18 protein-coding genes are annotated in these 26,474 nt (G+C 50.8%); 12 read left to right on the top strand and 6 right to left on the bottom strand.

Annotation, left to right across the window (positions count from 1 at the left end):
* Positions 1-56: 56 nt before the first annotated feature.
* A complete protein-coding gene (gene ptsP, locus ACK3CJ_RS12950; protein WP_409522631.1) occupies positions 57-2,318 on the bottom strand; it encodes a phosphoenolpyruvate--protein phosphotransferase in 2,262 nt (753 codons plus the stop codon).
* Between the two features lie 217 nt (positions 2,319-2,535).
* Between ptsP and ACK3CJ_RS12945 the strand changes: the two genes are divergently transcribed.
* Both ACK3CJ_RS12945 and ACK3CJ_RS12940 read left to right on the top strand, forming a co-directional pair.
* Complete coding sequence (locus ACK3CJ_RS12945) at positions 2,536-5,070, top strand: EAL domain-containing protein (protein WP_409522630.1); 2,535 nt, start codon at positions 2,536-2,538, stop codon at positions 5,068-5,070.
* Positions 5,071-5,080: 10 nt separating this feature from the next.
* A complete protein-coding gene (locus tag ACK3CJ_RS12940) occupies positions 5,081-5,326 on the top strand; it encodes a hypothetical protein (RefSeq protein ID WP_409522629.1) in 246 nt (81 codons plus the stop codon).
* A 10-nt stretch (positions 5,327-5,336) separates the two neighbouring features.
* On the opposite strand, the gene ACK3CJ_RS12935 is transcribed toward ACK3CJ_RS12940, so the two are convergent.
* Entirely contained in the window at positions 5,337-5,909 is a 573-nt protein-coding gene (locus tag ACK3CJ_RS12935) for a TIGR04211 family SH3 domain-containing protein (RefSeq protein ID WP_409522628.1), read from the bottom strand.
* A 167-nt stretch (positions 5,910-6,076) separates the two neighbouring features.
* Here ACK3CJ_RS12935 and ACK3CJ_RS12930 point away from each other — a divergent pair, with 167 nt between their 5' ends.
* Entirely contained in the window at positions 6,077-6,892 is an 816-nt protein-coding gene (locus ACK3CJ_RS12930) for a mechanosensitive ion channel family protein (RefSeq protein ID WP_409522627.1), read from the top strand.
* A gap of 59 nt (positions 6,893-6,951) precedes the next feature.
* Here the strand turns inward: ACK3CJ_RS12930 and ACK3CJ_RS12925 are convergent, their stop codons facing one another.
* The 3 genes from ACK3CJ_RS12925 to ACK3CJ_RS12915 form a co-directional block, all read right to left on the bottom strand.
* Positions 6,952-9,147 (bottom strand): hypothetical protein, encoded by a 2,196-nt coding sequence (locus ACK3CJ_RS12925; RefSeq protein ID WP_409522626.1) that lies wholly within the window; start codon positions 9,145-9,147, stop codon positions 6,952-6,954.
* A gap of 125 nt (positions 9,148-9,272) precedes the next feature.
* Positions 9,273-9,536, bottom strand: coding sequence for a membrane protein insertion efficiency factor YidD (gene yidD, locus ACK3CJ_RS12920; RefSeq protein ID WP_409522625.1), 264 nt, complete (start codon positions 9,534-9,536; stop codon positions 9,273-9,275).
* Between the two features lie 144 nt (positions 9,537-9,680).
* Positions 9,681-11,078, bottom strand: coding sequence for a PhoH family protein (locus tag ACK3CJ_RS12915; protein WP_409522624.1), 1,398 nt, complete (start codon positions 11,076-11,078; stop codon positions 9,681-9,683).
* Between the two features lie 229 nt (positions 11,079-11,307).
* Here ACK3CJ_RS12915 and ppnN point away from each other — a divergent pair, with 229 nt between their 5' ends.
* The 5 genes from ppnN to ACK3CJ_RS12890 all read left to right on the top strand — a co-directional run bounded on the left by ppnN (position 11,308) and on the right by ACK3CJ_RS12890 (position 16,645).
* On the top strand, positions 11,308-12,687 hold the full coding sequence (gene ppnN, locus ACK3CJ_RS12910; protein WP_409522623.1) for a nucleotide 5'-monophosphate nucleosidase PpnN: 1,380 nt from the start codon (positions 11,308-11,310) through the stop codon (positions 12,685-12,687).
* A gap of 68 nt (positions 12,688-12,755) precedes the next feature.
* The gene (locus tag ACK3CJ_RS12905) at positions 12,756-13,688 is read left to right on the top strand and encodes a M23 family metallopeptidase (RefSeq protein ID WP_409522622.1); all 933 of its coding nucleotides are present in this window, start codon (positions 12,756-12,758) and stop codon (positions 13,686-13,688) included.
* A complete protein-coding gene (locus ACK3CJ_RS12900; protein WP_409522621.1) occupies positions 13,637-14,128 on the top strand; it encodes a bactofilin family protein in 492 nt (163 codons plus the stop codon). The genes ACK3CJ_RS12905 and ACK3CJ_RS12900 overlap by 52 nt, the downstream gene beginning before the upstream one ends.
* 2 nt (positions 14,129-14,130) lie before the next feature.
* Positions 14,131-14,940, top strand: a complete 810-nt coding sequence (locus ACK3CJ_RS12895; protein WP_409522620.1) for a class II glutamine amidotransferase — start codon at positions 14,131-14,133, stop codon at positions 14,938-14,940.
* A gap of 10 nt (positions 14,941-14,950) precedes the next feature.
* Positions 14,951-16,645 (top strand): AMP-binding protein, encoded by a 1,695-nt coding sequence (locus ACK3CJ_RS12890; RefSeq protein WP_409522619.1) that lies wholly within the window; start codon positions 14,951-14,953, stop codon positions 16,643-16,645.
* Here ACK3CJ_RS12890 and ACK3CJ_RS12885 read toward each other — a convergent pair.
* Positions 16,642-17,547 (bottom strand): LysR family transcriptional regulator, encoded by a 906-nt coding sequence (locus tag ACK3CJ_RS12885; RefSeq protein WP_409522618.1) that lies wholly within the window; start codon positions 17,545-17,547, stop codon positions 16,642-16,644. The genes ACK3CJ_RS12890 and ACK3CJ_RS12885 overlap by 4 nt on opposite strands.
* 149 nt (positions 17,548-17,696) lie before the next feature.
* On the opposite strand from ACK3CJ_RS12885, the gene ACK3CJ_RS12880 reads away from it, so the two are divergent.
* The 4 genes from ACK3CJ_RS12880 to hrpA all read left to right on the top strand — a co-directional run bounded on the left by ACK3CJ_RS12880 (position 17,697) and on the right by hrpA (position 26,196).
* On the top strand, positions 17,697-18,821 hold the full coding sequence (locus tag ACK3CJ_RS12880) for a 4-oxalomesaconate tautomerase (protein ID WP_409522617.1): 1,125 nt from the start codon (positions 17,697-17,699) through the stop codon (positions 18,819-18,821).
* Positions 18,822-18,874: 53 nt separating this feature from the next.
* Positions 18,875-20,005, top strand: coding sequence for a Bug family tripartite tricarboxylate transporter substrate binding protein (locus ACK3CJ_RS12875; RefSeq protein WP_409522616.1), 1,131 nt, complete (start codon positions 18,875-18,877; stop codon positions 20,003-20,005).
* Positions 20,006-20,114: 109 nt separating this feature from the next.
* Positions 20,115-22,058: a tripartite tricarboxylate transporter permease gene (locus ACK3CJ_RS12870; protein WP_409522615.1), complete on the top strand. Its 1,944-nt coding sequence runs from the start codon at positions 20,115-20,117 to the stop codon at positions 22,056-22,058.
* Positions 22,059-22,218: 160 nt separating this feature from the next.
* Entirely contained in the window at positions 22,219-26,196 is a 3,978-nt protein-coding gene (gene hrpA / locus ACK3CJ_RS12865; protein ID WP_409522614.1) for an ATP-dependent RNA helicase HrpA, read from the top strand.
* Positions 26,197-26,474 lie beyond the last annotated feature (278 nt).

The raw sequence follows: 26,474 nt of genomic DNA, 5'->3' as shown, positions 1-26,474 counted from the left end.
GGTGTTTTGTCAAAAAACGCGAAAACACATCAAAAAAACACATGAATTTCATGTGGTTATGATGGCTTTTTCGGACCGGCAAGGCTTTCAATCAGCGGTTCAAAAAGTGCTCTTATTTCCGCTTCATGCTCCATCTCTCTGGCTTGGGCGAGCAAGGGCAGCAATTGCTGACGGCTAACGGAGCGGATCAGCAGTTTGACTCTTGGAATATTGTAAGCACTGAGGCTCAGGCAGTCATAGCCCAGTGCAATCATGATCAAAACAGCAGCAGGATCGGACGCCATTTCACCGCATAGGGAGACAGGCAGAGACAGTGCCTTGCATTGATTAAGGATCTGTTCAAGTGCCAGCATCACTGCCGGGTGGAGGTGGTCAAACAGCTCCGACACTCGCGGGTTGTTGCGATCCACGGCAAGCAAGTACTGAGTCAGGTCATTACTGCCGATTGAAACAAAGTCGATGTATCGTGCCAGCTTCGGCAGCAGTAGCATTGCTGAAGGCACCTCTACCATCATGCCTATTTCGGGCATTCTCACGGGGGTTCCTTCCCGGTTCAGAGCCTCGACGGATTTTTCGACATAGCGGCGGAAGGTAACGATTTCATCTATACGGCTGACCATCGGTACCAGCATCTTCAGATTGCCGTGTTCAACATCGGCTCGCAGCATGGCTCGTACCTGAGCCACGAGCAACTGGGTGTTATCGAGTGTGAAACGGATGCCACGCCAGCCGAGATAGGGGTTCTCTTCCGTCATGTCGAAGTAAGGAAGCTGCTTGTCACCGCCTATGTCCAGTGTTCGCATGGAGACGGGGCGTGGTGCATAAGCCTCCAGTACCTTACGATAGAGCAGGTACTGCTCCTGTTCAGTGGGGAAGCTGTCATGAATCATGAAGGGTATTTCTGAGCGATACAGTCCGACACCCTCGGCACCTCTTTCCAGACCGGGCGTGGCATCTGCCAGCAGACCGGTATTGGTCAGGAGCGTGACGCGAAAACCATCAAGGGTCTGTGCAGGCTCGTTTTTCAGCCGATCCAGATCCTGCATGAAGCGCCGCTCTTCGTCGATGATACGACGGTATTCATCCAGCAAGGGCGAGGGAGGATTGATTATGCATTCACCACGATTACCGTCGACAATCACCTTGTCGCCTCGGTGATTATCCAGATCCACGTGCTCAAGTCCCATAATGGCCGGGATGCCGAGAGCATTCGCGACGATTGCAGTGTGAGACAGGGCAGAGCCGCCTGTGCAGAGTATGCCGTGGATGCGCTTGAGTGGAAACTCAGCCAGATCGGCAATGCTGATCTGTTCTCCGCCCAGAATCAGTGGCTCGTCGGGTGCCTCGATCACCTGACGATCATGCACCAGTAACTGGTTCAGTATCCGCTGGCCGATATTGCGTATATCTTCGCTGCGTGCCTTGAGATAAGGGTCATTGGATTGTTCGAAGCTTTCAGCCATCTGCTCAATGGTCTGCTTCAGTGCCCAGGTGGCGCTGTCGCCCATAATGATCAGCTTGTTGACCCCGGTGATCATTTCAGGGCTTTGCAGCATCATCTGATAAACGCTGAACAGTGCAGACACATCTGCGGGCAGGTGATGGCCGAGTTTGCCGGAACCTGTTTCCAGCTCTTCTGAAACGGCCGTGAGTGCCTCGCTGAAATCGCCCTTTTCCTGTATAGGATCACTGTTGAATCCCGGCTTGACCTGGTCCAGCGTCATATGCGGATCAATGATCCACAAGCGTCCGCAGCCGACACCTTTGGCTCCGCGAATACCTTTGTGACGAATGAATGGGCTGTTGTCAGTACTTTGCATCCAACTGCCACTGCGTTGCAGGTGGTGCAGTGTGCCTGCAAGCTGAGAGGCCACTGTCATCAGAAAGGCTTCTTCTTCCTGACAGAAAGGTACTTGTTGAGTGCCCTGAACAACCAGTACACCAATCAGTTTGCGCAGGTGAATCAGTGGTACCCCCAGAAATCGGTGGTAGGGCTGCTCGTGTGTTTCAGGTATATATACAAAGCGATCATCTGCCGGCGCATCACCCAGGTTCAGCGTATTGAGTGATGCAGCAATATGCCCGACCAGCCCCTCGTTGATTGACAGTCTGGCTGTTCCTACTGCCTCGGGGGCCAGGCCGCGGGTGGCAGCCAGCACCAGGCTGTCCTGCTCCGGATTACATAGATAAAGACTGCAGACCTCGACACGCATCAAGTCACTGAGGCGGCCGACAATCGCATCCATCATCGCCTCAGGATCTTGCGTGCGCGCGATCTGCTCTACAAGGGTTATCAGTGTTGTCAGGGGGTATTGCATCGCTTTGGAGCTCCGGAGATCCTTAGGGCAGATAAGTACAGACTTTTACACAGTTGTTTGAATCCGACAACTGCTTTTCAGCGAATATTTCATCTTCAGCTATGCTTACACGGGTAGCACGGCCAAGTTTTTGATGGGTGTAGTGTGTTTGAATAAGGGCTGTTAAACTATGTTTTTTATTGGGGTTTTTTATCAGGTTTTTTCTAATTGAGAACTTATGAATACTGAGGTGCGCAACAGTAATCGTTTGCAGGTGATTGATATCTGCCGCAAAAATATTGTCAGTTGCTCGCCACAAGACAGTGTCGAAACAGCCATTGAGCTGATGTCACGTTGTCGTATCGGGTCAATACTCGTATGTCATGAGCTGAGACCTGTGGGTATTCTGACGCGACGCGATGCCATGCGCCTTGGTCAGATAGAGTCTGATTTGCCCCTGAAGCTCAGTGATGTGATGTCCTCACCGGTATTGACGGTGGGCCCAGAGACTACCATTGATGAGCTGGGGCTTGAGTTTATGGGTCGCAGTATCCGCCATGCTGCAGTGGTCAGTTCGCAGAATGAGTTGCTGGGGGTGGTCAGCGAAAGCGATATCGTCAATAGTCAGGGATTGGAGCATGATCTGTTTCTGCGCTCTCTGTCTGAGGTCTGTAATCGTGATCCGATGCGGCTGCCGTCAGTCTGCACCTTGCGTCTTGCCATCAGTCGTATGCGCACTGCGGATCTGACAGCGGCACTGGTCGAATCGGAGCAGGGCGATATTCTGATTATCACCGAAACCGACGTCATCTCCTTTCTGGCCACCTATAGCAAGGATCTGGATCGCCCCCTTTCGGAGTTTGGTCTTAATAAACTGGTGTCCGTGCCGGGTGATCTCAGTCTGTATAATGCGCGCAGGCATTTTCGCAAACATGGCTTCAGACACTTGGGCGTGTTATCAGCCAGCGGTGAGGTAATCGGCCTGGCTTCTTATTCCGATATTCTGCGTAATGTCGAGATAGATTATGTCTTCAGGCTGCGTGAATTGTTACATGATCGCAGCCATAGCCTGCAGCAGACCGAACATAGCCTGCGCTTGATCGAGAAGGTGATCGACGCTTCGATGGAAGGGATACTGATCACTGACAGGCAGGGACGCATCGTCAGTGTCAATCCGGCATTTACTCAGATCACTGGCTATGAAGAGTGGGAAGTTCTGGGTTGTAACCCCAATATACTCAGCTCGGGTCGTCATGATGAAGCTTTTTATCAGCGCATGTGGCATACCATTCAGGAGCATGGGCGTTGGCAGGGGGAGATCTGGAACAAGAGCAAGCAGGGGCGAGTATATCCTGAGTGGTTGAGCATCACGGCAATTGAAGATGAGCGCGGTGAAATACATCAGTATGCTGCCATTTTTCATGACCTGACCGAGGTTAAGCGCTCCGAAGCGCGAATGAAAAAAATTGCCTACTTCGATGAGATTACGCAACTGGCCAATCGGCGTCTGTTTCATGATCGACTGGATCTTGCTATCACTTATGCCAGAGAGCAGGGAACACGCATTGCCTTGCTGGCGCTTGACCTGGATCTGTTTAAACGTGTCAATGATCGTTTCGGGCAAGTGACGGGTGATAAAGTGCTGCGCGAGATCGCCAGCCGTATTGAAAGCACAGTTAATGAAGAGGAAACGGCTGCAAGGCCGGGGGGCGATGAATTCACTCTTATTCTGACCTGTTGGAAAAGTGTCGAGGAGTTGACGCTGGGGTTGGAGCAGCTGTGCAAAATTGTTTCAGCACCGATACTGGTTGATAATGCGGAGCTGAGAATTTCTACCAGCATTGGTGTGGCGATCTATCCGGATGACGGAGATACGATTGAACTGCTGCTGCGCAGTGCCGATACTGCCCTGGCGGAAGCCAAGCAGGTAGGGCGGAACAGCTTTCGCTTCTATTCGCCGGAGCTGCACCAGAAGACACAGTCGCGTTATCAGATGACTAATCTGCTGCAGAAAGCATTGGATAACCACGAACTGGTTCTGTTCTATCAGCCAAAACTCTGTCTTAAAAGTAATAGGGTTGTAGGGGTTGAAGCACTGGCCCGCTGGTTCAGTCCTGAACTGGGAAGTGTCTCTCCCGGCGAGTTTATTCCGCTGGCAGAGGATTCAGGCCTGATCGATGAAATAGGCATCTGGGTACTGCGCGAGTCGGCTTACCAATCGGCCCAATGGCGTGATCAGGGGTTTGATCTGCAGGTGGCAGCGAATGTGTCAGCCAGGCAGTTTCAGCGACATGATGTTGCCAGGCAGGTGTTTGATCTGCTGGAAGAATTTTCTCTGGAGCCGGAAAAACTTTGTGTTGAATTGACCGAAACCAGCTTTCTGCACAGTGCAGAGCAGACCAGTGAAGCGTTGAATCGATTGCGTGAGGCTGGGGTCGGTGTCTCCATCGACGACTTTGGTACGGGCTACTCCAGCATGAATTATATCCGTATCATGTCATTGAACCAGCTCAAGATTGATCTCAGTTTCATCAGTAATATCGAGCATTCCGAGACAGATAGAAAACTGGTATCAGCAATGATTGCAATGAGCCACGCCATGGACCTTGAAGTTGTGGCCGAGGGTGTGGAGAATATTGAGCAGCTCAAATTGCTCAGAGTGATGGGGTGTGATCAGGCGCAAGGCTATCTGGTCTCTCGTCCTCTGGCGGCAAAAGAGCTTACTCAGTGGCTGAGCAAGCCACTGGATCATGTACTGCTGACAATGGAATAAAAAGTCTCCGATGAAAAGTTATCTGTTCACAACTGCCAATAACCGCGGTGGCGTCATACTCTGCAATATCGACACGCTGGAAGATGCGGTGACTTATCTGGATGGCCGCTTTGAACAGGTGGTACGTGTCGAGCAGGGTAGGCATTACTGGTCCAAGGGAGAGGGATATGGGGAGCTGGAGCCGTTGAGTGTACCCACGGCATCCTCATCAGACCCTTCCCCATATCCCGTATCAGCTCAATTACTTGATCAATAAGGCGAGAGTATCAGAACCACTCCTCACGACGCTTTCTGCGTTTCGGTAGATGGGGAATGATCAACCCCAGAATGACGCCTCCAAGAGCAACCAGGCCTCCATGGGTTAGCCAGCGAATCAGATTGCTCTGGTCCATATGCTCAATATCGTTTTCGAGAGAGCGTATCTGGGCTTGTAACTGTTGTACTCCCATCTCATATTGCTGACTTTCAGATGTAAATTGCTCGAGTTGCTCTTGCAGTGAGGCGATTTCGTGTGCCTGAGTTTCGACCAGCGCCTGGCTGGCTTTAAGGTCGGTTTCCATCTGAGGCAATCGATGCAGGATGCTCAGCCCGGTTTCCACAAACTCGCTGGGTAACCATCCTGTGCGACCTGCTTCAGTACGTACATGGACATATTTGGTGTTGCTGTTCCTTTCCAGAATTGTTATGGCTTCTCCGCTATTGACCCTGCCATTGATGCGATATTCATTGCTGGGACCACCGTGAGTGAAAACATAGACATCATCAGCAATATGACCGACCTCTGCATGAAGCGGGTTGCTGATTATTACAAGAAACGAGATACCGAGAAGCTTTTTCATTCTTAATCCTAAAACATATCACTATCGCCATTGTACGGATTGAAAATCTGATGGCTAGCCCGCAGAAAAGTTCAGAGTAAATTTTATCGGTTGTCAGCTTCGGCTGGAGCTTGATAATCTATCAGCGTTTCAAATGGTAACCTTTTTGATAATTCGGGATTAACTGTATGGATAGCTTCTTTGGTGTCTATGTTTTGCCTTGGCTGATTAACATTGGCATGGCACTGCTGATTTTCTTTATTGGTCGTCAGGTCATTAAGCTGCTGATCAATGTCCTTTCTCGCATGCTGCGTAAAGCTCATCTTGATGAGATTCTGGTTAACTTTATTACCTCCATCGTCAATGCTTTGCTGTTATTGATCGTGGTGGTGGCCGCTCTCGGAGAGCTGGGTGTCGACACCACATCCTTAATCGCACTGGTAGGTGCTGCAGGGCTGGCCATCGGTCTGTCGATGCAAGATTCGCTGAAAAATTTTGCAGCAGGGGTCATGCTGATTGTTTTTCGCCCGTTCAGAGCAGGTGATTTTGTTGAAGCTGCGGGAATCTCCGGGGTTGTGGAGAATATCAATATTTTCACCACGATGATGCGCACTGGTGATAACCGCGAAATTCTGGTGCCGAATGGCAATATCTATGCGGGTGTCATCACCAATTTCTCGCGCAGAGATACGCGTCGTGTCGATATGGTATTTGGTATCAGCTATGACGATGATCTTCGTAAGGCCAAGCAGATACTGCAGGATATTCTGGCGAATGATGAGCGTGTATTGGATGATCCGGCACCCGTGGTGGTGGTGGCCTCTCTGGGGGACAGCAGCGTCAACTTCAATGTCAGACCCTGGGTCAAGAGCGCCGACTACTGGGATGTGCTCTGGGATGTTACCGAACTTGTGAAGCTTCGCTTCGACGAAGAAGGTATCACCATTCCTTATCCCCAGATGGCTCTGCATCTGCACCGGGAAGAGCAGCAGGCAGACTCGTGATCTGAACGGAAAACAGTACATACTCCCCTGGAGGAGGGTATGTACTGCCGGCGTCGAGATTAACTGCTTTCGCTGTCCTCTTTAACTATCTGCTGTCTGAGAACTTCATTCTCATGACGCAGTTTCTGAGCCTCCAGACGATAGTCAAATATCTCCTGATACTGCTGTTCCAGCTTTTGTTCCATTTTGTTCAGTGCAGTTTGCTGCTTCTCGATTGTTTCTTTCAGGTCATCCACCTGATGCTGCAGTTCATCCAACAGCAGATAACCACTTGGAGCGTGCTCATCCTGATCCGAATCCTGAGTGGTAAGACGGATCTGGCCTTGTAATTCACCGACGATATGGCTGTAGAGTGCCTTCAGATCAGACGCTTCTCGGTCGGTGTAACTGATTCGCTCTTCCATGGCGCTGTGAGCGCTGGCTGCGCCGATGGAGCCAGCAAGTACCTGCTCCAGCATGCGGTGGAACTCCATCAACTCAATGATGGTGATATAGTCCTTTTTGTGGACCTGCAGATCTTCGGTGATACGCTCTATGGCCGTTTCAGCTTTGTCATGGCTGAGATATCGGATCAGCAATAAGTGCGCTTCAACCATTTTGGATTCCAGTGCGATATAGGCGTCCAGTCCTGTGGGGCGGGCCTTTCCGCTCATCTGCTTTGACAGCATCGCATTCAGAAATTCACGCGTGAGGCTCCTTTCCGCTTTCTGCGGATGATAGAACCAGGAACCGAGCAGGTAAAAGAGTGTGTTGAACAGCAGAGACCAGATAACGCTGTGAGTCATGGCCGGAAGAAAGTCCAGGCCAAACAGCGCTTCCGGACGCAACCAGTGCAAACCCAGCAGTCCCTGCTCAAGTATGCTGTCGGCCAGCCAGCCTTCACGAATCATGGCCGGTATGATCAGCGTATAACCCCAGATGATATAGCCACTGAGAAGTCCGGTCATGGCGCCAATGCTGTTGCCGGTGCGCCAGAACATGCCCAGCAAAAGGGCGGGGGCAAATTGCAGTACCGCGGCAAATGAGATCAGCCCCATTGATGCCAGCAGGTAGGTGTCACCCAGACTCATCGCCAGAAGATAGCTGGCCAGCAGAATCAACGCAGCCATGATCCAGCGTATCTGCAGCATAAAGGCGCGCAGTGGCTCCAGTCGGCTGAAGCGTTCGCAGAAGGGCAGAATCAGATGGTTGGATGCCATAGTCGACAGGGTCATGGTGGAAACAATAATCATGCCTGTGGCTGCAGCAAAACCGCCTATGAAGGCGATGATGGTGAGTGCTTTCTGCCCAAGATATTGTGGTACGAGGATCATGAAGTAGTCGGCAGATCCGAGCGGAAGCTCATAAACCAAACCAGCCGCCGCAATGGGAATAACGAACAGGTTGATCAGTATCAGATAGAGTGGAAACATCCACATGGCAGTTTTGATGTGATTCTGATCGCTGTTTTCTACCACTGCTACATGAAACTGCCGTGGTAAAAGTTGTACTGCCGCAAACCCCAGTACGATCAGGGTTAACCACATGACACCGGGGTGCTGGGTTGCCGTGAAACTGGTCAGTTGCGTGATTTGCATATCATCCAGCAGAAGCAGGAGATTATCGAAGCTACCGAAGCCGATATAGATCACAGACAGGCCAACAATCAGAAACGCAGCCAGTTTGACCAGACATTCCGCCACCAATACGGCAACCATCCCTTGATGGCGCTCGGTTGGATCAAGTCGTCTGATGCCGAAAATAATGGTGAACGCGATCATCATCAGGGTGACCATAAAGCCAGTGACGCCAGGGCTGAGGGTGTGACTCACGCCCGTGATCAGACTGTAGCTCTTGATGACTGCCGTCAACTGCAGCGCAATATAGGGTGCGATGCCACTCAGTGCAATCACCGTCACCAGAGCGGCAATACGCTGCGAGCGGCGATAACGGGTTGAGATGAAGTCGGCAATGCTGGTGATGCGAAACTCCTCCTTCACCGCGACCATCCTTTTCATCGTGCTCCACCAGAAAATCACACTGATCAGCGCACCGATATAGATGGCCAGAAAAAGCATACCGGAGTGCACGGCAAATCCGATGCTGCCGTAGAAGGTCCATGACGTGAAAAATACGGCCAAAGAAAGTGCATATACCCAGCTGGAACCTTTATGCGTACCTCGCGCCTGAGCACGCTTCTCTACCCATTGTGCTAATCCAAATAGCAGGCCCATGTACAGGACCACAATCAGCACAACGCTTAACGGTGAAAACATCACAACCTTCCTGTCTCGTGTGGTTACAAACTCAGATGGGTTTAAATCTGTCGTTTTTCGTTCGCTTCATTGCAAACAGTAGCAGAAAGTATCTGAACTGCAGTAAAAGCATCACCCTGGCTGCTTCAGTCATTTTTATCCTCATGCTGGCAGCATCGCGGAGGGACGGGGTCGATACCGCCATCGTTCCATGGATGGCAGCGTGACACTCTGCGCAGGCCAAGCCAGAGGCCTTTAAATGGGCCATGCACCTGTATCGCTTCAATCATGTAGCTGGAGCAGCTGGGATAAAAGCGGCAACTGGGTGGTATGAGTGGGCTGATGAAATATTGGTAAAACTTCACCAGCAGGATGAAAAAACGGCTGATTATGCCTCGAATCCAGCGCATCGTATCTCAATTTCAGGGTTCAGTATGTCAAGAATAGTGCTAAAGAAGCGGGTATGGTAACGCCGAGTGGCGGTGCAGAGAAGTAAAAGCGCAAAGCCAACCGCCTATCACCTGATAAACGGTCGGCTGGCTGAGTCTGCTCGGTCAGAGGTTTTCTTCGGCAAACTCTGCCAGGCGAGACCGGAAGACGCCCTGGAAGTGGACGCTGGCCGAGCCTTCAAACTCTCTGAAGCGCTCAACAATATAGGTCAGGCCGGATGTCAGTGGCGTCAGATAGTTGGAGTCAATCTGTGCCAGGTTGCCCATGCAGACCATCTTGGTTCCTTTGCCGCAACGGGTGATGATGGTTTTCAGCTGCTGGGGTGTCAGGTTTTGAGCTTCATCAATCAGTACAATCGCATTCTGAATGCTGCGCCCACGAATGAAGTTCAATGATTTGAACTGGATGTTGGCTTTCTCGATGGCGTATTTGACGCTGCTCTGAGGGCGCTCATCCTGCTCATGCATCGCTTCGAGGTTGTCATTGATGGAGCTCATCCAGGGTGTCATTTTTTCCTCTTCAGTACCTGGCAAAAAGCCGATATCTTCTGCAACAGGCGGTGTCGAGCGGGTAACGATAATCTTGTTGTAGCGCCCCTGTTCAATCACCATCTCCAGTGCACAGGCCAGCGCGATCAGTGTTTTACCCGAACCGGCGGAGCCGAGGAAGATCGTCAGATCTATCTCAGGGTCGAGCATCGCCTGCATCGCAAAAGCCTGCTGAATATTGATTGGAGAGATTCCCCAGCAGCTCTGATGCATCATGTGGCTGTAGCCGAGATCCATCAGTGTGATGCTGTCACCCTCTACGCTGACCGTTCTGGCGACAAAATCCTTGCTGTCATCATAGATGTACTCATTCGGGTAGGTATCCGGCAGCAGTGAATGGGCGACCTTATGATAGGTCTTGCCCTCTTTCTGGAAGCTGTCGACCTTGTCCACGCCTTCCCAGAAAGGCTTTTCCAGGTGGTGATGCCCTTCCGGCAGCAGATCGATATCAGATACCAACTGATCAGTGCGATAATCCTCAACGCGCTCCAGTCCGGCGCCCAGCGCCTTGAGGCGCATGTTGATGTCTTTTGTGACCAGCACGATCTGGCGGTGTGGGAAGGTGGACTGCAGATGCAGAGCACAGTTGATAATGCGGTTATCTTTGTTGCGCTCATCAGGTAGAAACCCGGCACGAGCGGTCAGCTCATGGTCGGGGAAAATGCTCAGCAAACCCAGCTTGGTGGCGCGATCCTTGCCCGGCAGTACTATCCGGACGCCCTTGGTGATCTGAGAAGGATTGGAGGCTGAGCTGATGATGCTGTCGATCACCCGAATCGCATGGCGCGCTTCAGCGGCCACTGTCTGTTTCCGGTCCTTGATGTCGTCCAGCTCTTCGAGAACCGTCATCGGGATCGCAACATCCTGCTCCTTGAACTCAAACAGGCACTTGGGATCATGTAAAAGTACGTTGGTATCGAGAATGTACAGTTTTGACGCTTTCGATGGGCTCATCTGAAACTTCCTTTGCAGTGAGGTATACCTGCAAGCTAAAACAACCTGACGCAGATTACAATCTCATTTTTACACAGCTGTGCCAGTCATAAAAATATCATCTGAATGTAGTAAAAAGATGGGGTAGCGTTCATAGTTATAACAAATGGTATGTTTAAGTCCTTCAGGCAGATTCAGTAATCGAATCGATTTGAAGGGGTGGAGCAGTAGAGTGGAAAGGAGGTCAGCTATGATGACCGAGCAGTTTGTAAATGCCAGTATCAGCCCGCGTGAAAGTCTTGATAATCTCTCACCCCATGAGGTGGCCAAGCTACAGGATAAGAGTCAGAGCGGTTTGTATGCGCTGTTTCGCCAGTGTGCATTGGCTGTGCTTAATACCGGCAGTGAAATGGACAGTACGCGCAAGGTGCTGGACAAGTATCGCCAGTTTGATGTCCAGATCAGCCAGAAGCATCGTGGTGTTCAACTGGATCTGATCAATGCACCGGCCAGTGCGTTTGTTGATGGTGAAATGATTCAGGGGATTCGTGAACACCTGTTCTCGGTATTGCGTGACCTGTTGTATGTCACGGATGAACTGGATAACTGTTGCGATGATATGAACCTTTCCGAGTCGATCTCAAACATGGTGTTTCATATTCTGCGCCATGCCCAGACGCTACGCCCCCATGTCAAGCCGGACCTGGTTGTCTGCTGGGGTGGGCACTCGATCAATCGGCTGGAGTATGATTACACCAAAAAGGTGGGGTATGAACTGGGTCTTCGCAAACTGAATATCTGTACCGGCTGCGGGCCGGGCGCCATGAAAGGGCCGATGAAAGGTGCCACGATTGCGCACTCCAAACAGCGCATTACTCGTGGCAGCTATCTGGGTATATCTGAGCCGGGCATTATTGCAGCTGAATCACCCAATCCGATTGTCAATGAGTTGGTGATCATGCCGGACATTGAAAAACGCCTGGAGGCGTTTGTCAGGCTGGGTCATGGCATCGTCGTTTTCCCGGGTGGGGCGGGGACAGCCGAGGAGATTCTTTACATTCTCGGGATTCTGCTTCGCGAAGAGAATGCGGATATCCGTTTCCCATTGATCTTCACTGGGCCCGCTGGCAGCGAGTCCTATTTCGAAACGGTTGATGCGTTCATCGGTACGACACTGGGCAAACGCGCACAAAGTCTTTACGACATTATCGTGGATGATCCGCATGAGGTGGCTCATCGCATGAAGCAGGGGCTCCGCGAGGTAACAGAGCAGCGAGTGCAATCTGGTGAGTCTTTCCATTTCAACTGGCAACTGACTATCCCACTGGCATTGCAGCAGCCCTTTGAACCAACTCATGAGAATATGGCCGGGCTTCGGCTGTCCAAATCATTGCCGGATCATGAACTGGCAGCACAGTTGCGATGTGCACTGTCTGGAATTGTTGCGGGTAATGTAAAAGAGTCCGGAATTCGAGCCATAGAGGAGCGCGGACCCTTTGAAATTACCGGTGAGGCAGAGATTACGCGTGCTCTGGATCATCTGCTTAGCTCATTTGTTGAACAGCGGCGAATGAAAATTAATCATGAAGAGTACGTACCCTGCTTCAGATTGGCCCATCCTGTGAGCTGATCAGGTTATGACAACGCGGTTAATTCGGGTATATTAACCGCGTTCTGTTTTCCTGATGGGTTCCTGCCTTGCGACATAAACTGATAGTGACACTGACAACGGTCCATGGATCTCGTCAGTACACCTTGAATCAGCTCGCCAGATATCTGGTTTTGCTGGTTTTATTGTTATTCGGGCTTAGCCTGTTGGTTTCCAATTTTCTGCTGGTCAAGACACGGGAAGATCTGTCGGGCCTTGAGCAGGATCACCAATTACTGGTCAATGAGTATGAGTTCACCTTGGGGACGCAGCAGTTGTATCTGTCGCAACTGAATTCACTGGGTAGCCTGTTCAGCGATGTCTATTTTGAGCGCGATGTGTTGCAGCAGGAAAAGTTGCGACTGGATGCTGATCTGACTGATCTTGAGTCGATGTTGGATGTTTCTGGTGATCGTTCAGCGATGACGCCCTCGGAGCGTGTTGAGCTGATGAAAGCCGCGGCCAGGCAGCGTCTGTTTTTACTGCACAGTATTCCCAATGGATTGCCGATCAAGGGGCAGCGCATGAGCGGCCGATTTGGCCCCAGGATTCATCCGATTCGTAAAACCCGCTCTCAGCATAACGGTGTGGATTTTGCTGCACCACCGGGAACGCCGATATATGCCACAGCAGATGGCGTTGTGGAGTTCGGCGGCTACAGCAGCGAAACTGGATTTGGCAATCTGGTCATCCTGCAGCATAATTTCGGTTTCAAGTCCTATTATGCACATCTTAATAAGGTCGAGGTCAAACCTCGTGAGTTTGTGCATAAAGGCCAGTTGATCGGTCGCAGTGGTAATACCGGCCGCTCCACAGGACCGCATCTGCACTACGAAGTGAGACACCTTCATAGTCCGATCGATCCTGAAAAGTTCATGAAATGGGGGCTGGATAATTTTGATACAATATTTACTAGTGTTGAGGGGGTTCAGTGGGAATCATTAAGCGCACTGTATCCGCTAAATCAAACCGGTCAGCAGTAACTATTATCGCTGAGGGTAACCGTTTCTACGGTGATACTACTGTCAGTGGCAAGATGCATGTTGATGGTTTTCTGGAAGGAAATATCAGCTCCAGCGATGATATTTCCATTGGCAAGACGGGTGTCGTATCCGGGCGTATACGAGCTCGCCAGATATTTGTCAGCGGGGCTCTGGAAGGTGACGTTGTCTGTGAAGAGCTGCATATCGAGCGAGGCGGCAAAGTCAGGGCCAATACCTGTTGTCAGACCTTTACGCTTGATCCCCAGGGGTGTTTCCTGGGCGAGCGGCGCCTGCCGGAGCAGCAGCCAGATTTTTCGCTCCCGAATGACGCTGTCCCGGGAAGAGTGGAACGCCTGACCGAGCGACTGGGGTTTGATTCCGGCATGGAATTGATCGACTCGCTCCCCGATCGCATTACGCTGTCCGACAAGAAGGCTTGAGCATGTGTGAACTGCTTGGGATGAGTGCCAATGTGCCAACGGATATCTGCTTCAGCTTTACCGGGCTGATGCAGCGAGGAGGGCGCACAGGTCCGCATAGAGACGGTTGGGGTATCGCTTTTTATGAGGGCAAGGGGTTACGCTCCTTTCATGATCCTCAGCCCAGTGTCGACTCGAAGGTGGCTAGGCTTATCTCGGAGCATCCCATCAAGAGCTGTACGGTGATCAGTCATATCCGTCAGGCCAATGTAGGGGGGGTCTGTCTCGAAAATACACATCCTTTCAGTCGTGAGCTGTGGGGGTATCGCTGGTGCTTCGCGCACAATGGGCAGCTTGATAAAGCCGTTTTCGACTGGCCTCTGACCTTTTACAAACCGATCGGTACCACTGATAGCGAGCATGCTTTTTGCTGGCTGCTGGATCAGATTCGAACTGCGTTTCCTGACAGGCCCGAAGATTTTTCAGCCTTGATGGCTTTTGTTCATCAGTGCTGTGAAAAGCTCAGAGCGCTGGGTGTATATAACATGCTGCTGAGCGAGTCCACGCATCTGTTTGCCTTCTGCAGCTCAAAGCTTTCCTGGATTACGCGCCGCTCTCCCTTCGGTGAAGCCCGCCTCAGTGATTGTGAGGTCGAAGTGGATTTCGGTGCCGTGACAACACCGAACGATATCGTAACGGTCATCGCCACCGAACCACTGACCTGTAATGAGCAGTGGCAATCTCTGGCGCCTGGAGAGATGGTGGTCTTTGTTGATGGACTGGTGAAGAGTTCTTTTCACGCTGTATTTAATGCAGAACAGGATCAGGCATAGGGAGTGATGATTGACAACACAGAGCCGTCATCTGAGTATTGATCGCAGTGCTGATCTGAATACATTTTTTTCACAGTTATTCCTGCGTTATGCTCAGCGACCAGCCTTCGGGCATATGGGGGCAACCATCAGCTATGCTCAGCTGGATCTGCTGTCGTCCCAATTTGCAGCCTGGTTGCAGCACCATACCACTTTGCAGCCGGGTGATCGCATTGCGATCCAGCTACCCAATCTGATGCAGTACCCGGTGGTGTTGGTCGGCGCTTTGCGGGCTGGGCTGGTGGTCGTGAATACCAATCCGCTTTATACCCCATCTGAGCTGGAATTCCAGTTTGTTGACTCAGGAGCCAAGGCGCTGGTTGTCTTTGCGCCTTTTGCTCATCTATCTGGTCGTATTTTGCATAAAACAGCCATTGAAACGGTTATTCTGACCGAGATTGGTGATCTGCATCCGCCTGTTAAAGGGTGTGTACTGAATCTGGTGCTGCGCTACTGGAAAATGCGGTCTCCGGCACATCAAATCCAAAATACCATCAGATTGCGCGATATTCTGAAACCGGATGCTGCTCCGGCCATGCGCGAGATCAGATGCGCGCCGCAGGATCTGGCGCTATTGCAATATACGGGTGGTACGACGGGCCCTGCCAAGGGGGCGATGCTGACACAGGGCAATCTGCTGGCGAATCTTGATCAGTTGCGCGAGTTGCTGCTGAAGTACACCCATCCCGGCGAGGAGCGGCTGCTGCAACCTCTGCCGTTGTACCATATATACGCATTCATGCTCACGCTGGCGCTGACCGCCATCGGCAGTCGTACAGAGCTGGTTCCTAATCCGCGGGATATCAAGCGTCTGATCGCGGCTTTCAAATCTTTCAGGCCCACTGTATTTGCAGGGATCAATCCGCTTTTTTCAGCCCTGATCAGTACCCCGCGCTTTTATGAATTGGATCTTAAAGAGTTGCGTATCACAATATCCGGCGGCATGGCGCTGACGCATGCGCTGGCCAGAAGCTGGCACAAGCTGACAGGCTGTGCCATTGCCGAGGGCTATGGTTTGACCGAGTGCTCTCCTGTGGTTTGTGTGAATCTGCCTGATGCTGTGCGTGTCGGGACGGTAGGACCGCTATTGCCGGAAACACAGATCAGTATCCGGGGAGAGCAGGGCGATGAACTTCCCTTGGGGGAAGTGGGTGAGATCTGGGTCAAGGGCCCGCAGGTCATGTCTGGCTACTGGCAGCATCCAGAAGAAACCGAGCTGGTATTGACGCAAGATGGCTGGCTGGATACAGGTGATATCGGTGTGATGGATAAGGATGGGTATCTTAAGATCATTGATCGCCGTAAAGAGGTGATCAATGTCTCGGGCTTCAATGTCTACCCTACTGAGCTTGAGGATATCATCAGCTCTCATCCTGATATTGAAGATTGCGCGGTGATTGGCCTGCCTGATGCGCATACCGGCGAGCAGATCAAACTTTTCGTGGTGCCCAGGCGGCCCGGCCTGACACCACAAATCGTGCGTGCTTATTGCCGTGAGCGCCTGACCGCCTATAAAGTCCCCAAATCCGTTGAGTTCTGCATCTCTCTGCCCCGTTCACCTGTTGGTAAAGTGTTGCGCCGAGTGTTGCGAGAGCAGGTGCTGAGCCGTCATGCCAGATCCGATATAGACGCGGATAAGCATATACAGCAAGGTGATATGAGCTAATTATCGTGCTTGCCCCAATGCTCTAATAACAAATCGATAAAGAGCTGAGCTGTACTTGAAAGGCGATGCGAGTTGCTGCGCACCAATCCAATTGAGCGCTGAATACGTGGTTCAGGTAGGTCGCGAGAGCACAGTGTATCGTGATCCGGACCTGGCATGGTCATGCTAGGTAAAATAGCGACACCTAAGCCTGACTCCACTAAGCCCAGTGAGGTTGATAAGTGCTGTACCTCATAGAAACTGTTGAGATGAATACCTTCCGCAGAAAGTGCGTTATCTAGCAGTGTGCGGTTCCCGCTATCTCGACTGACGGTGATCAGGCGTACATCCTCCAAGTCGCTCCATTCAATTTGCTTTTTGCTGGCTAACGGGTGGTCGGAACGAAGTGCCAAAACGAAAGGGTCTCGGAGTAACGGGGTGAAGCGCACTTCTGAACTTTGGGCGCTGATCATATTAATGCCGAAATCGGCTTCGCCATTTATGACCTTTTCCAACCCTTCATTGGCGCTGACATCCAGAATTCGGATACGAATACCGGGCCAGGTCTCGCTAAATACACGAATAACACTTGGCAAAAAGTAGAAGGCCGCTGTGGGTAAGCAGGCAATAGTAACGGTGCCTTTTTGATGTGTGACTAACTCACGAATCCCCAAAATTGACGACTCATATTCTTCAATCATTCGTCGAGCTCGTGGTAAGAAATCTGCTCCAATTGGGGTTAAACGAGTCCGTCGTGTAGTGCGCTCAAGCAGTTCAACTTCAAGGAGTTCTTCTAATTTTTGAATGCGTCGTGAAAGCGCAGGCTGAGATAGGTACAAGCGTTGTGCCGCCTCATGAAAAGTGCCTAGTTCAGCGACCAAAATAAACGCTTTGAGATCAAGAAATTCGAGTCTGTGAAGCATCGGATTATTCCACTAGTGAAGTTCCATTATAATGAAAGCACATTAATGCAAATTATGTATTTATGGCAACTTATATTTGCATTTGAGACATCAAAAGCTGCCTGATATGTTACTACCATACTTTAAACGCTAAAGATGGCAGAGCAATAATGAATAGCATCCCCTGTATGGTTATGCGTGGTGGTACTTCTAGGGGACCGTTTCTACGCATGAGCGACTTACCCAGTGACCAACAACATCAGGCTGACATCTTGCTTAGTTTGATGGGGTCTGGACATCCACTGCAGATTGATGGCATTGGAGGTGGCGATCCATTAACCAGTAAAGTCGCTATCGTTGAGCGCTCAACACACCCTGAAGCAGATGTCGATTACCTTTTTGCACAAGTCGACGTGATGAACAAACGCGTCGACTTTAATCCTAATTGCGGCAATATGCTTTCTGCAGTCGGACCGTATGCCTTGGAAACGGGGTTGGTTGAGCCGCAAGATGGCATCACAGTGGTTAGGGTATACAATTTAAACACACGGCGATTAATCGAGTGCCATGTGCCTACCCCGGGTAGGCAGGTGCAGTACGAGGGTAATATCCGTATCGGTGGCGTTCCGGGCAGCGCGGCGGGTATTCAGTTGAGTTTTCTCGATATTATCGGGAGCAAAACCGGCCAGCTGTTACCTACCGGGCATGCTTCCGAGTGGATAGATGGTGTGGAAGTAAGCTGTATTGATGCGGCAACCCCGATTGTACTGATGCGTGCTGAATCGCTTGGGGTTATCGGCAACGAATTGCCTGCTGAGCTGGATGAAAACGCGGCGCTTTTGAGTCGTATAGAGTCACTGCGTTGTGAAGCCGGTAAGCGAATGGGGCTCGGTGATGTTAGCCAAAGCGTATTGCCTAAGGTTGCCTTGATATCAGCAGCTCAATCAACGTCAAGCACGCTAAACGTGCGATACTTTGTACCTCATCGCTGCCATAAAGCGATCGCTGTGACTGGCGCTATAGCTGTCGTTGCTGCTATCAACGTGCCTGGCTCGGTCGCTAATCTGCTCGCTCTCGATACTCATCGCCTTGTTTCAAAACAGCTTCTGTCCAAGATTGTATTGGAGCATCCCTCTGGCTCTATCGAGCTGACTGCTGAGTATCGTCAGCAGAATGCCTTTGATATCGCGCGGGTATCGCTGATTCGAACTGCACGAAAAATCATGAGTGGTCAGATTTTTTATACCTTACCGCAAACTGATACGGCTCTTCCTTTCATGGAGGCGGCTAATTAAACAGACCGTGTTATCACAACAAAAAGACAATAATGAAAAACAGGAGTAACACCATGACAACCCTCAGAACTAAGTCCCTTAAAACGGTTAAGCCGTTTGCACGTTATAAGAAAGTATTACTGGTGCTTGCCTGTTCGACACTCGGCGTAGCCAGCCTTAATGCTCAGGCTAAAGAAAACGTATCTGTGCCCAGCACTATTCATTGGACGATTCCTTTTGGTGTAGGTGGGGGCACCGATGTATGGGCGCGCTTTTTTACGACTTGGCTGAGCGACCATATTCAAGGTAACCCAACGATCGTGATTGATAATGTGCCCGGTGGTGGCTCTATCAATGGCACTAACTTGTTCGCGATGCGTGCTGCTGAAGATGGTAGCCATTGGATAGGAACATCAGCGTCAACGCAATATCCTGCGATGTTCCAAGATCGACGTGTGCGTTATAACTATAATGATTGGACGCCGATTTTAGCAACGCCAACGGGTGGAGTGGTTTATGCGCAATCCAGCTTGGGCGATAACTCGGAAGATATCCTTAGGGTCCTGACCGAGCGGAAGGTCAAGTTTGCTGTACAAAGCCATACAGGGCTTGAACTGCCAATACTCATTGCGCTTGATTTGCTGGGTGTCGATGTGCAAGCCGTTTCGGGCATGCGTGGTCGTGGCGAGGGCAGACTTGCTTTTGAGCGAGGTGAAGCCGATATTGATTTCCAAACGACATCGGCTTACTTCAGCAGTGTAACGCCGCTGGTTGAGAGTGGGCGTGCCATACCGCTCTTTTCACTTGGTGTTCTCAATGACAGCGGAGAAATAGTGCGGGATCCGGCATTTCCAGATCTTCCCACGTTTAACGAAATTTACCAGCGTGTTAATGGCGAACAGCCCAGTGGCCCGGCAGGCGAAGCGTATCGGAAGTTTTTTGCCTCTGGTTTTACGCTGCAAAAGCTGATTTTGTTGCCCAAAAATTCCCCTGAAGCGTTGATTGATGAATATCGAGAGGCAGCTCGGCGTTTTGTTGATACCGAAGAGTTTAAAGAAGCCGCTGCGGAGCATCTTGGGCCCTACACCCCTGTGGTTGGTGAGGTTGTTGAGCAGCATATAAAAGAGGCGATGACGCTTGATGACACCACACGCCTGTGGCTCGTCAACTGGCTGTTAGAGCGGCACGGTGCTCGTATTCATTAAACGCCGGTAAATACTGGCATCGTTAATACGGCGCCAGTATTTATTAATATACCGGTAATGCGGTGCTTTTGGGCTCCATTTATAACCAAACAACATAAGAGCCAACACTATGGTAGAGGTCCTTTTCTCCAGTTTGGGGCAGTTATTTACAGTGCCTCACATGATGTACATGATTATTGGTGTGCTGATCGGCTTAGTGGTCGGTATTATCCCCGGGCTGGGAGGCATTGCTGGTATGTCCCTGTTGCTGCCCTTTCTCTACGGCATGGAACCATCGGTAGCCTTGGGGATGTTGATGGGGCTTGTGGCAGTTATTCCCACGGGAGATACCTTTGCTTCGGTGCTGTTAGGTATTCCAGGTTCAAGCGCTTCCCAAGCAACAGTGGTGGATGGTTTTGCTCTGGCTAAAAAAGGCCAGGCTGCACGGGCGCTTTCCAGCGCATTTTTATCGTCGATGATAGGTGGCTTGATAGGCGCGCTGGTGCTGACAGCCTTTATTCTGATTGCACGGCCAGTGGTATTGTCATTTTCATCTTCCGAGCTGTTTATGCTGACCTTGCTAGGTCTGTCGATGGTAGCGGTTCTGTCGGGCAAAGATGTATTTAAAGGCTTGGCCGCCTGTGGCGCAGGGTTGTTAGTTGGTACGATTGGCATGGCACCGGCAACGGGTGAATTCAGGCTTCCTTTCGAAATTGATTACCTATACGACGGTTTACCCTTGGTTGTAGTGGGGTTAGGCATCTTTGCATTACCGGAAATTATTGATTTGCTGGTTAAGCGGGGTGCAATCGCAGAACAACCTTGCGAATTGGGTAAAGGTTGGCGTGAAGGAGTAAGAGATGTTGTCAAACGGCCAGGGCTAGTGGCTCGTTGTGCAGGTATTGGTAGCTTGATGGGAGCTATTCCAGGCTTGGCGGGATCAGTGGTTGATTGGATAACCTATGGCCACGCTGTACAAAGTGCAAAGGACAAGTCTCAATTTGGCAAAGGGGATATTCGTGGGGTAATTGCCCCTGAATCTGCCAATAATGCCTGCGCATGTGGGGCCATGGTACCCACTTTGCTGTTTGGTATTCCAGGATCTGGTACCGCAGCGGTGTTTTTAGGCGGTTTGTTATTGCTTGGCCTGCAGCCTGGGGTCAGCATGTTGGAAACGAATCTTGACCTTACCTACACTATTATCTGGTCTTTAGCGCTGGCTAATATTCTTGGTGCTGCGCTCTGTTTAGGCTTGGCACGGCCAGTTGCGAGCTTAACTCGGGTACCTTTTGTTATTTTGGCACCACTGATTACAATTCTAATACTTTTCGCGGCCTATCAAGCCACACGCTCTCTGGAGGACCTAATTGCATTGGGCATCATCGGCGCCATTGGCGTGCTGTTAAAACAAGCTAACTGGTCTCGTCCAGCATTCTTGATCGGATTTGTTTTAGCACCCGGAGCGGAAGCCTATTTTTATCAAGCAGCACAGTTTCAAGGCGCTGATGCGTTTATGCGCCCTGGGGTTATTATTATTGGTGTAATAATTGCCGCTTCTTTGGTTGTTCCTTCTCTACGTAGCTATCTGCAACAGCGTCGACAAAAAACCGATCCGATTAACCAGCGTAGCCCGGAAGGCATTGCACCGTCGACGTTGGGTGTGATTGATATTGTACTGCTGGGCAGCTTACTCATTGCCTCGGGTTATGTGTGGTTTATGTTTGCTGAGCTTTCTATGCTTGGCGGTATTATGCCAAGGTTGGCGATCGCCATTATTGTGGTGGCTTGCTTATTGGAAGTCGCTAGAATATTCCTAGTGCCAATGCAGTGGAAAATGCAAGGCTTGAAGCAACAAGCGTTGTGGATTGCCGGCTTCTTCCTACTGGTAGGCGGTATTATGGTACTGGGATTTTTAGTCACAGCAGCGGTATTTAGCCTAGGGTTTTTGCTACTGGTTGCCCGTTTAAAACCTTTGGTAGCGGTGAGCTTTTCTGCTGGGGTGACGCTCTTTTTAATGGGCATGGCTAGTCTATTAACGTTAACATACCCTTCTGGCTTGCTGGCAGCGCTATAAAGATATCTGGCATCGATACCAGCACAAAAAGCCTTAAAAGCGGTTTTTTGTGCTTATCTCTTGATAAGAGCAGGTATGAGTTTCTTCTGAATCTCGCAACCAAAGCGCTCATTGCTGTAGAATTGCCTCTCTGTTTAGATGCGTTTGGAGTACACCCGCTTTGACATCCCCGATTGCCGATCTTCGTAGCCGTCTTCGGCATTGTCTCATTACTGATCGTTTCAGGCTGAGTAAAAAACTAGAGGCATTTAAGAATAAGGCAACTGATGAAGACTGGTTACAGCAGTTAAGCGACGAGATCGATAAGTCGATTGCGGCTGTTGAGTCAAAACAAGCGCTGACAACAATCATTAAATACCCTGATCTTCCTGTGTCAGCACGTCGTGACGAAATTCTTGCAGCCATCCGCGACAATCAGGTGGTGGTGATTGCAGGGGAGACAGGTTCAGGCAAAACCACCCAGATTCCTAAAATGTGTTTGGAGTTGGGGCTAGGGTGTGCAGGTTTGATTGGTCATACCCAGCCACGGCGCCTTGCTGCACGCGCGGTGGCATCTCGTCTGGCGGAGGAGCTTGAGACTCCCTTAGGTGAAAGGGTCGGTTTTCAGGTTCGTTTCCACGATCAGGTCAGCGATAAGACACAGGTCAAGGTGATGACCGACGGTATTCTTCTGGCTGAGACTCAGAATGACCGTTTCCTTGCAAAATATGAAATAATCATTATTGATGAGGCACACGAGCGGAGCCTCAATATCGACTTCTTATTAGGATATATAAAGAACCTTCTTCCTAAGCGTCCTGATCTTAAGCTGATCATCACATCTGCAACTATCGACGTAGATCGTTTCTCTAAGCATTTTGATAATGCCCCTATCATTGAGGTATCAGGAAGAACTTTTCCTGTTGAAATTTTTTATCAGCCTCTTCATGACCTTGAAGAGGAGGACGAGAAGGGGTTGGACCTTCAGCAGGGTATTCTGCAAGCGACTGAACAGTTGCTGGAGCATGGTAGGCAGCGAATGGACGGTGGCCCTTCCGACATTCTCATCTTCCTTCCCGGTGAACGAGAAATTCGAGAGACAGCTGATACCCTCCGTAAGGCTGATTTTCGAAATGTTGAAATACTTCCACTCTATGGGCGATTGTCTTTAGCAGAGCAAAATAGAGTGTTTTCCGGTGGAAATGGGATTGGTCAAAAAATAATCATTTCAACCAATGTCGCTGAAACATCACTGACCGTTCCCGGCATCCGCTATGTGATTGATCCGGGCGTGGCGCGTATTTCACGTTACAGTTATCGCTCCAAGGTTCAGCGCCTGCCGATTGAAGCGATTTCTCAGGCCAGTGCGAATCAGCGGGCCGGGCGCTGTGGTCGTGTGGCGCCGGGTGTGTGTATTCGGCTCTATTCCGAAGAGGATTTCAAGTCTCGTCCGGCTTTCACTGATGCTGAGATACGCCGGACAAATCTGGCGGCCGTAATTCTCAGCATGCTGCAGCTGAAACTGGGTGACATTTCGCGCTTTCCGTTTATTGATCCACCGGACAGTCGCTTCATCAACGATGGCTTCAAGTTGCTGGAAGAACTCAAAGCGGTTGATGACAAGCGTCATATGACGCGAATCGGTCGTGACCTTGCCCGCTTGCCGGTTGATCCGAGAATTGGGCGAATGCTGCTGGAGGGAGCGAAGCTCGGTGCCTTGCGTGAAGTGATGATCATCGCCAGTGCATTAAGCGTACAGGACCCGCGTGAACGACCACATGACAAGCGTCAGGCCGCTGATGAAAAGCACAAGCTGTTTGCGGATGACGATTCGGATTTTATGACCCTGCTGAAGCTCTGGGAGTTATATGAAGAGCAGAGACAGGCGCTCAGTCAGGGGCTGCTGCGAAAATGGTGTCAGAAGCACTTTATCTCCTGGGTGCGCATGAGGGAGTGGCGTGATCTGCATCGCCAACTTCTGCTGAGTTGCCGTGAGCTGGGCTATCGTGAGTCTGGTGCCAGTAACGCAGGCTCTGAGAGCAGAGGATCTGGTGGTGTAGGCACGGGAAATGCGGGTTCAAGTGCAGCTACGGAGTCTGCAGATTATGCTTCAATTCACCGGTCTCTGCTGGCGGGTCTGCTGAGTCATATCGGCTTCAAACAGGAAAAAGGTGAATACCTGGGTGCGCGCAATCGTCGCTTCTGGATTTTTCCGGGATCCAACCTGTTCAAGAAAAATCCGAAATGGATTATGGCTGCCGAGATGCTGGAAACCAGTCGTTTGTATGCGCATCAAGTGGCGAAAATCGAGCCGCAATGGATAGAACAGCCAGCTTCGCATCTGGTCAAGAAGAGCTGGATGGAGCCGCACTGGGAGCAAAAGCGCGCTCAGGTGGTCGCCACCGAACAGGTGACTTTGTATGGATTGATTATTGTGCCCCGGCGCAAGGTCCACTATGGCAGCATTGATCCGGTTGCGTCACATGAGATCTTTATTCGCAGTGCATTGGTGGAGGGTGAGTACACCACGCGTGCGGCTTTCTTCGCGCACAATCGTGCTTTGCTGGAAAGTGTGGAAGGGCTTGAGGCCAAGTCCAGACGGCGTGATCTTCTGGTGGACGAGGAGGCTCTCTACCAGTTTTATGCCGATAAACTGGATGCTCTGGGCGTGGCGAAAATCGTCAACGGGCAGGGTTTTGAACACTGGCGAAAAGAGGTTGAAAAGACAGATCCCAAAGCGCTATTCATGACTGAAGAGGATATTCTTCAGCGCTCGGCAGGGCATATCACTCAGCAGGCTTATCCGGATCATGTGCTGCTTGGCGATGCGCGTTATCAGTTGAGCTATCACTTTGAGCCCGGTGCAGAAGGTGATGGCGTAACGATTGATGTGCCGTTAGCACTGTTAAGTGCTCTTCCAGCGCAGCGTCTGGATTGGCTGGTACCAGGGATGTTGGCAGACAAAGTGACTGCGCTTCTGAGGGGATTGCCAAAATCGATCAGAAAGCACTTTGTGCCGGTACCCAACTATGTTGAGGCTTTTTGTGAGGCGGTGAGTTTTGCGCAGGGCGATCTGTTTGAGGCGCTGAGCCATAAGCTGCTGCGTATGACCGGTACGCGTGTGGATGTTGAGACTCTTCGGCTGATCGAACTGGATGATCATCATCTGTTTAACATCCGTGTGCTGGATGAGAAGGGTAAGGTGCTGGGGGCTGGACGCAATTGGGAGGTACTGGTAAGGCGCTTTGCCAAGAGGGCGGAGCAGGTGTTGCAGTCGAGCCCTTCAGATACATGGGGACGAAAGGGGTTGGTTGCCTGGGATTTCACCGAATTGCCACAGAGCATCAGATTGAAGCAGGCAGGCGGTATAGAGGTAGAGGTATACCCAGGGCTGGTCGATAGAGGGACCAATGTGGATCTGCAGGTATTCTCACGCCAGAACGAAGCTCAGCAACATAATATCAGAGGGGTGGCACGGCTCTATCTACTCGGAGCCCGTGATCAGGCGCGCTTTGCACAGCGCAAAATGCCACATCTGAATGATGCGGTGATGCTGAGCAGTAAACTGTTTGATCGCAAAACCCTTGAGGATGAGGTATTGCTGGCAGCCGTGATACGTTGTGCAGGGTTGCATGAGTCATTGCCGCGCGATGCTGCAGTCTTTAAGACGCGATTCGATAAGGTTAAAGGTGAGCTATATGGTGCTGCTGAGATGATCGCTGCGTTTGCCTGTAACTGCCATCGTACCTGGCATCAGATCAACAGGTTGCTCAACGGGCGTGTGAGTCTGGAGACAGTGCCAGTGCTCAACGATATAAAGGCGCAACTTTCCAGACTCTTTACGCGCCATTATCTTTCCGAGACACCACCGGAGTGGCTGGAGCAGTATCCGCGATATCTGCAGGCCATCCTGATTCGTCTGGAGAAATACCAGCGTGAGCTGAGGCAGAACTGTCTTCAATCTGAAGAGTTGCAGCAGTGGTGGATACAGTATGAAAAACGACTGGAGCAGGCAACAGTGGCGGGAAGTGGATCCGCGCAGATACAAGAGTTTCGCTGGCTGCTGGAAGAGTATCGTGTATCGCTTTTTGCTCAGCAACTGGGCACCCGGCAAAGTGTGTCGAGCAAGCGTCTGCGTAAGTTGCTGGATGAGAGCTAGGCATTGTTGAAGGTGGCATGGTGGTCAGTAGCAGGCTGGCAGCCTAGCGCTTGTTCTCTTGTTGTCCCCCATGTTGCCTCAATAGAAAGGAAAACCTTGATAATCATGGCAGTAAAACTTGCATCACCTCACCCCCTATGCTGTAATTGCACCTAATTAAGGCACTGGCGCGCCCTGAAACCCGGAATAACAGGCTTTTGGACAGGGAATCAGTTTGCGAGTGTTTGTAACCGGATAGCTAATTTGGAGAAAAATGATTTTTTTCTCTTCATTAGTTT

Source organism: Nitrincola salilacus (assembly GCF_046271865.1).
GTDB lineage: Bacteria > Pseudomonadota > Gammaproteobacteria > Pseudomonadales > Balneatricaceae > Nitrincola > Nitrincola salilacus.
This window is presented reverse-complemented; position numbering and strand designations above follow the sequence as displayed.

Bases quoted from the DNA above. Each gene is read 5' to 3' on its own strand.
- ptsP (WP_409522631.1), bottom strand. From the start codon at position 2,318: ATGCAATACCCCCTGACAACACTGATAACCCTTGTAGAGCAGATCGCG.
- ACK3CJ_RS12945 (WP_409522630.1), top strand. From the start codon at position 2,536: ATGAATACTGAGGTGCGCAACAGTAATCGTTTGCAGGTGATTGATATC.
- ACK3CJ_RS12940 (WP_409522629.1), top strand. From the start codon at position 5,081: ATGAAAAGTTATCTGTTCACAACTGCCAATAACCGCGGTGGCGTCATA.
- ACK3CJ_RS12935 (WP_409522628.1), bottom strand. From the start codon at position 5,909: ATGAAAAAGCTTCTCGGTATCTCGTTTCTTGTAATAATCAGCAACCCG.
- ACK3CJ_RS12930 (WP_409522627.1), top strand. From the start codon at position 6,077: ATGGATAGCTTCTTTGGTGTCTATGTTTTGCCTTGGCTGATTAACATT.
- ACK3CJ_RS12925 (WP_409522626.1), bottom strand. From the start codon at position 9,147: ATGTTTTCACCGTTAAGCGTTGTGCTGATTGTGGTCCTGTACATGGGC.
- yidD (WP_409522625.1), bottom strand. From the start codon at position 9,536: ATGCGCTGGATTCGAGGCATAATCAGCCGTTTTTTCATCCTGCTGGTG.
- ACK3CJ_RS12915 (WP_409522624.1), bottom strand. From the start codon at position 11,078: ATGAGCCCATCGAAAGCGTCAAAACTGTACATTCTCGATACCAACGTA.
- ppnN (WP_409522623.1), top strand. From the start codon at position 11,308: ATGATGACCGAGCAGTTTGTAAATGCCAGTATCAGCCCGCGTGAAAGT.
- ACK3CJ_RS12895 (WP_409522620.1), top strand. From the start codon at position 14,131: ATGTGTGAACTGCTTGGGATGAGTGCCAATGTGCCAACGGATATCTGC.
- ACK3CJ_RS12885 (WP_409522618.1), bottom strand. From the start codon at position 17,547: ATGCTTCACAGACTCGAATTTCTTGATCTCAAAGCGTTTATTTTGGTC.
- ACK3CJ_RS12880 (WP_409522617.1), top strand. From the start codon at position 17,697: ATGAATAGCATCCCCTGTATGGTTATGCGTGGTGGTACTTCTAGGGGA.
- ACK3CJ_RS12875 (WP_409522616.1), top strand. From the start codon at position 18,875: ATGACAACCCTCAGAACTAAGTCCCTTAAAACGGTTAAGCCGTTTGCA.
- ACK3CJ_RS12870 (WP_409522615.1), top strand. From the start codon at position 20,115: ATGGTAGAGGTCCTTTTCTCCAGTTTGGGGCAGTTATTTACAGTGCCT.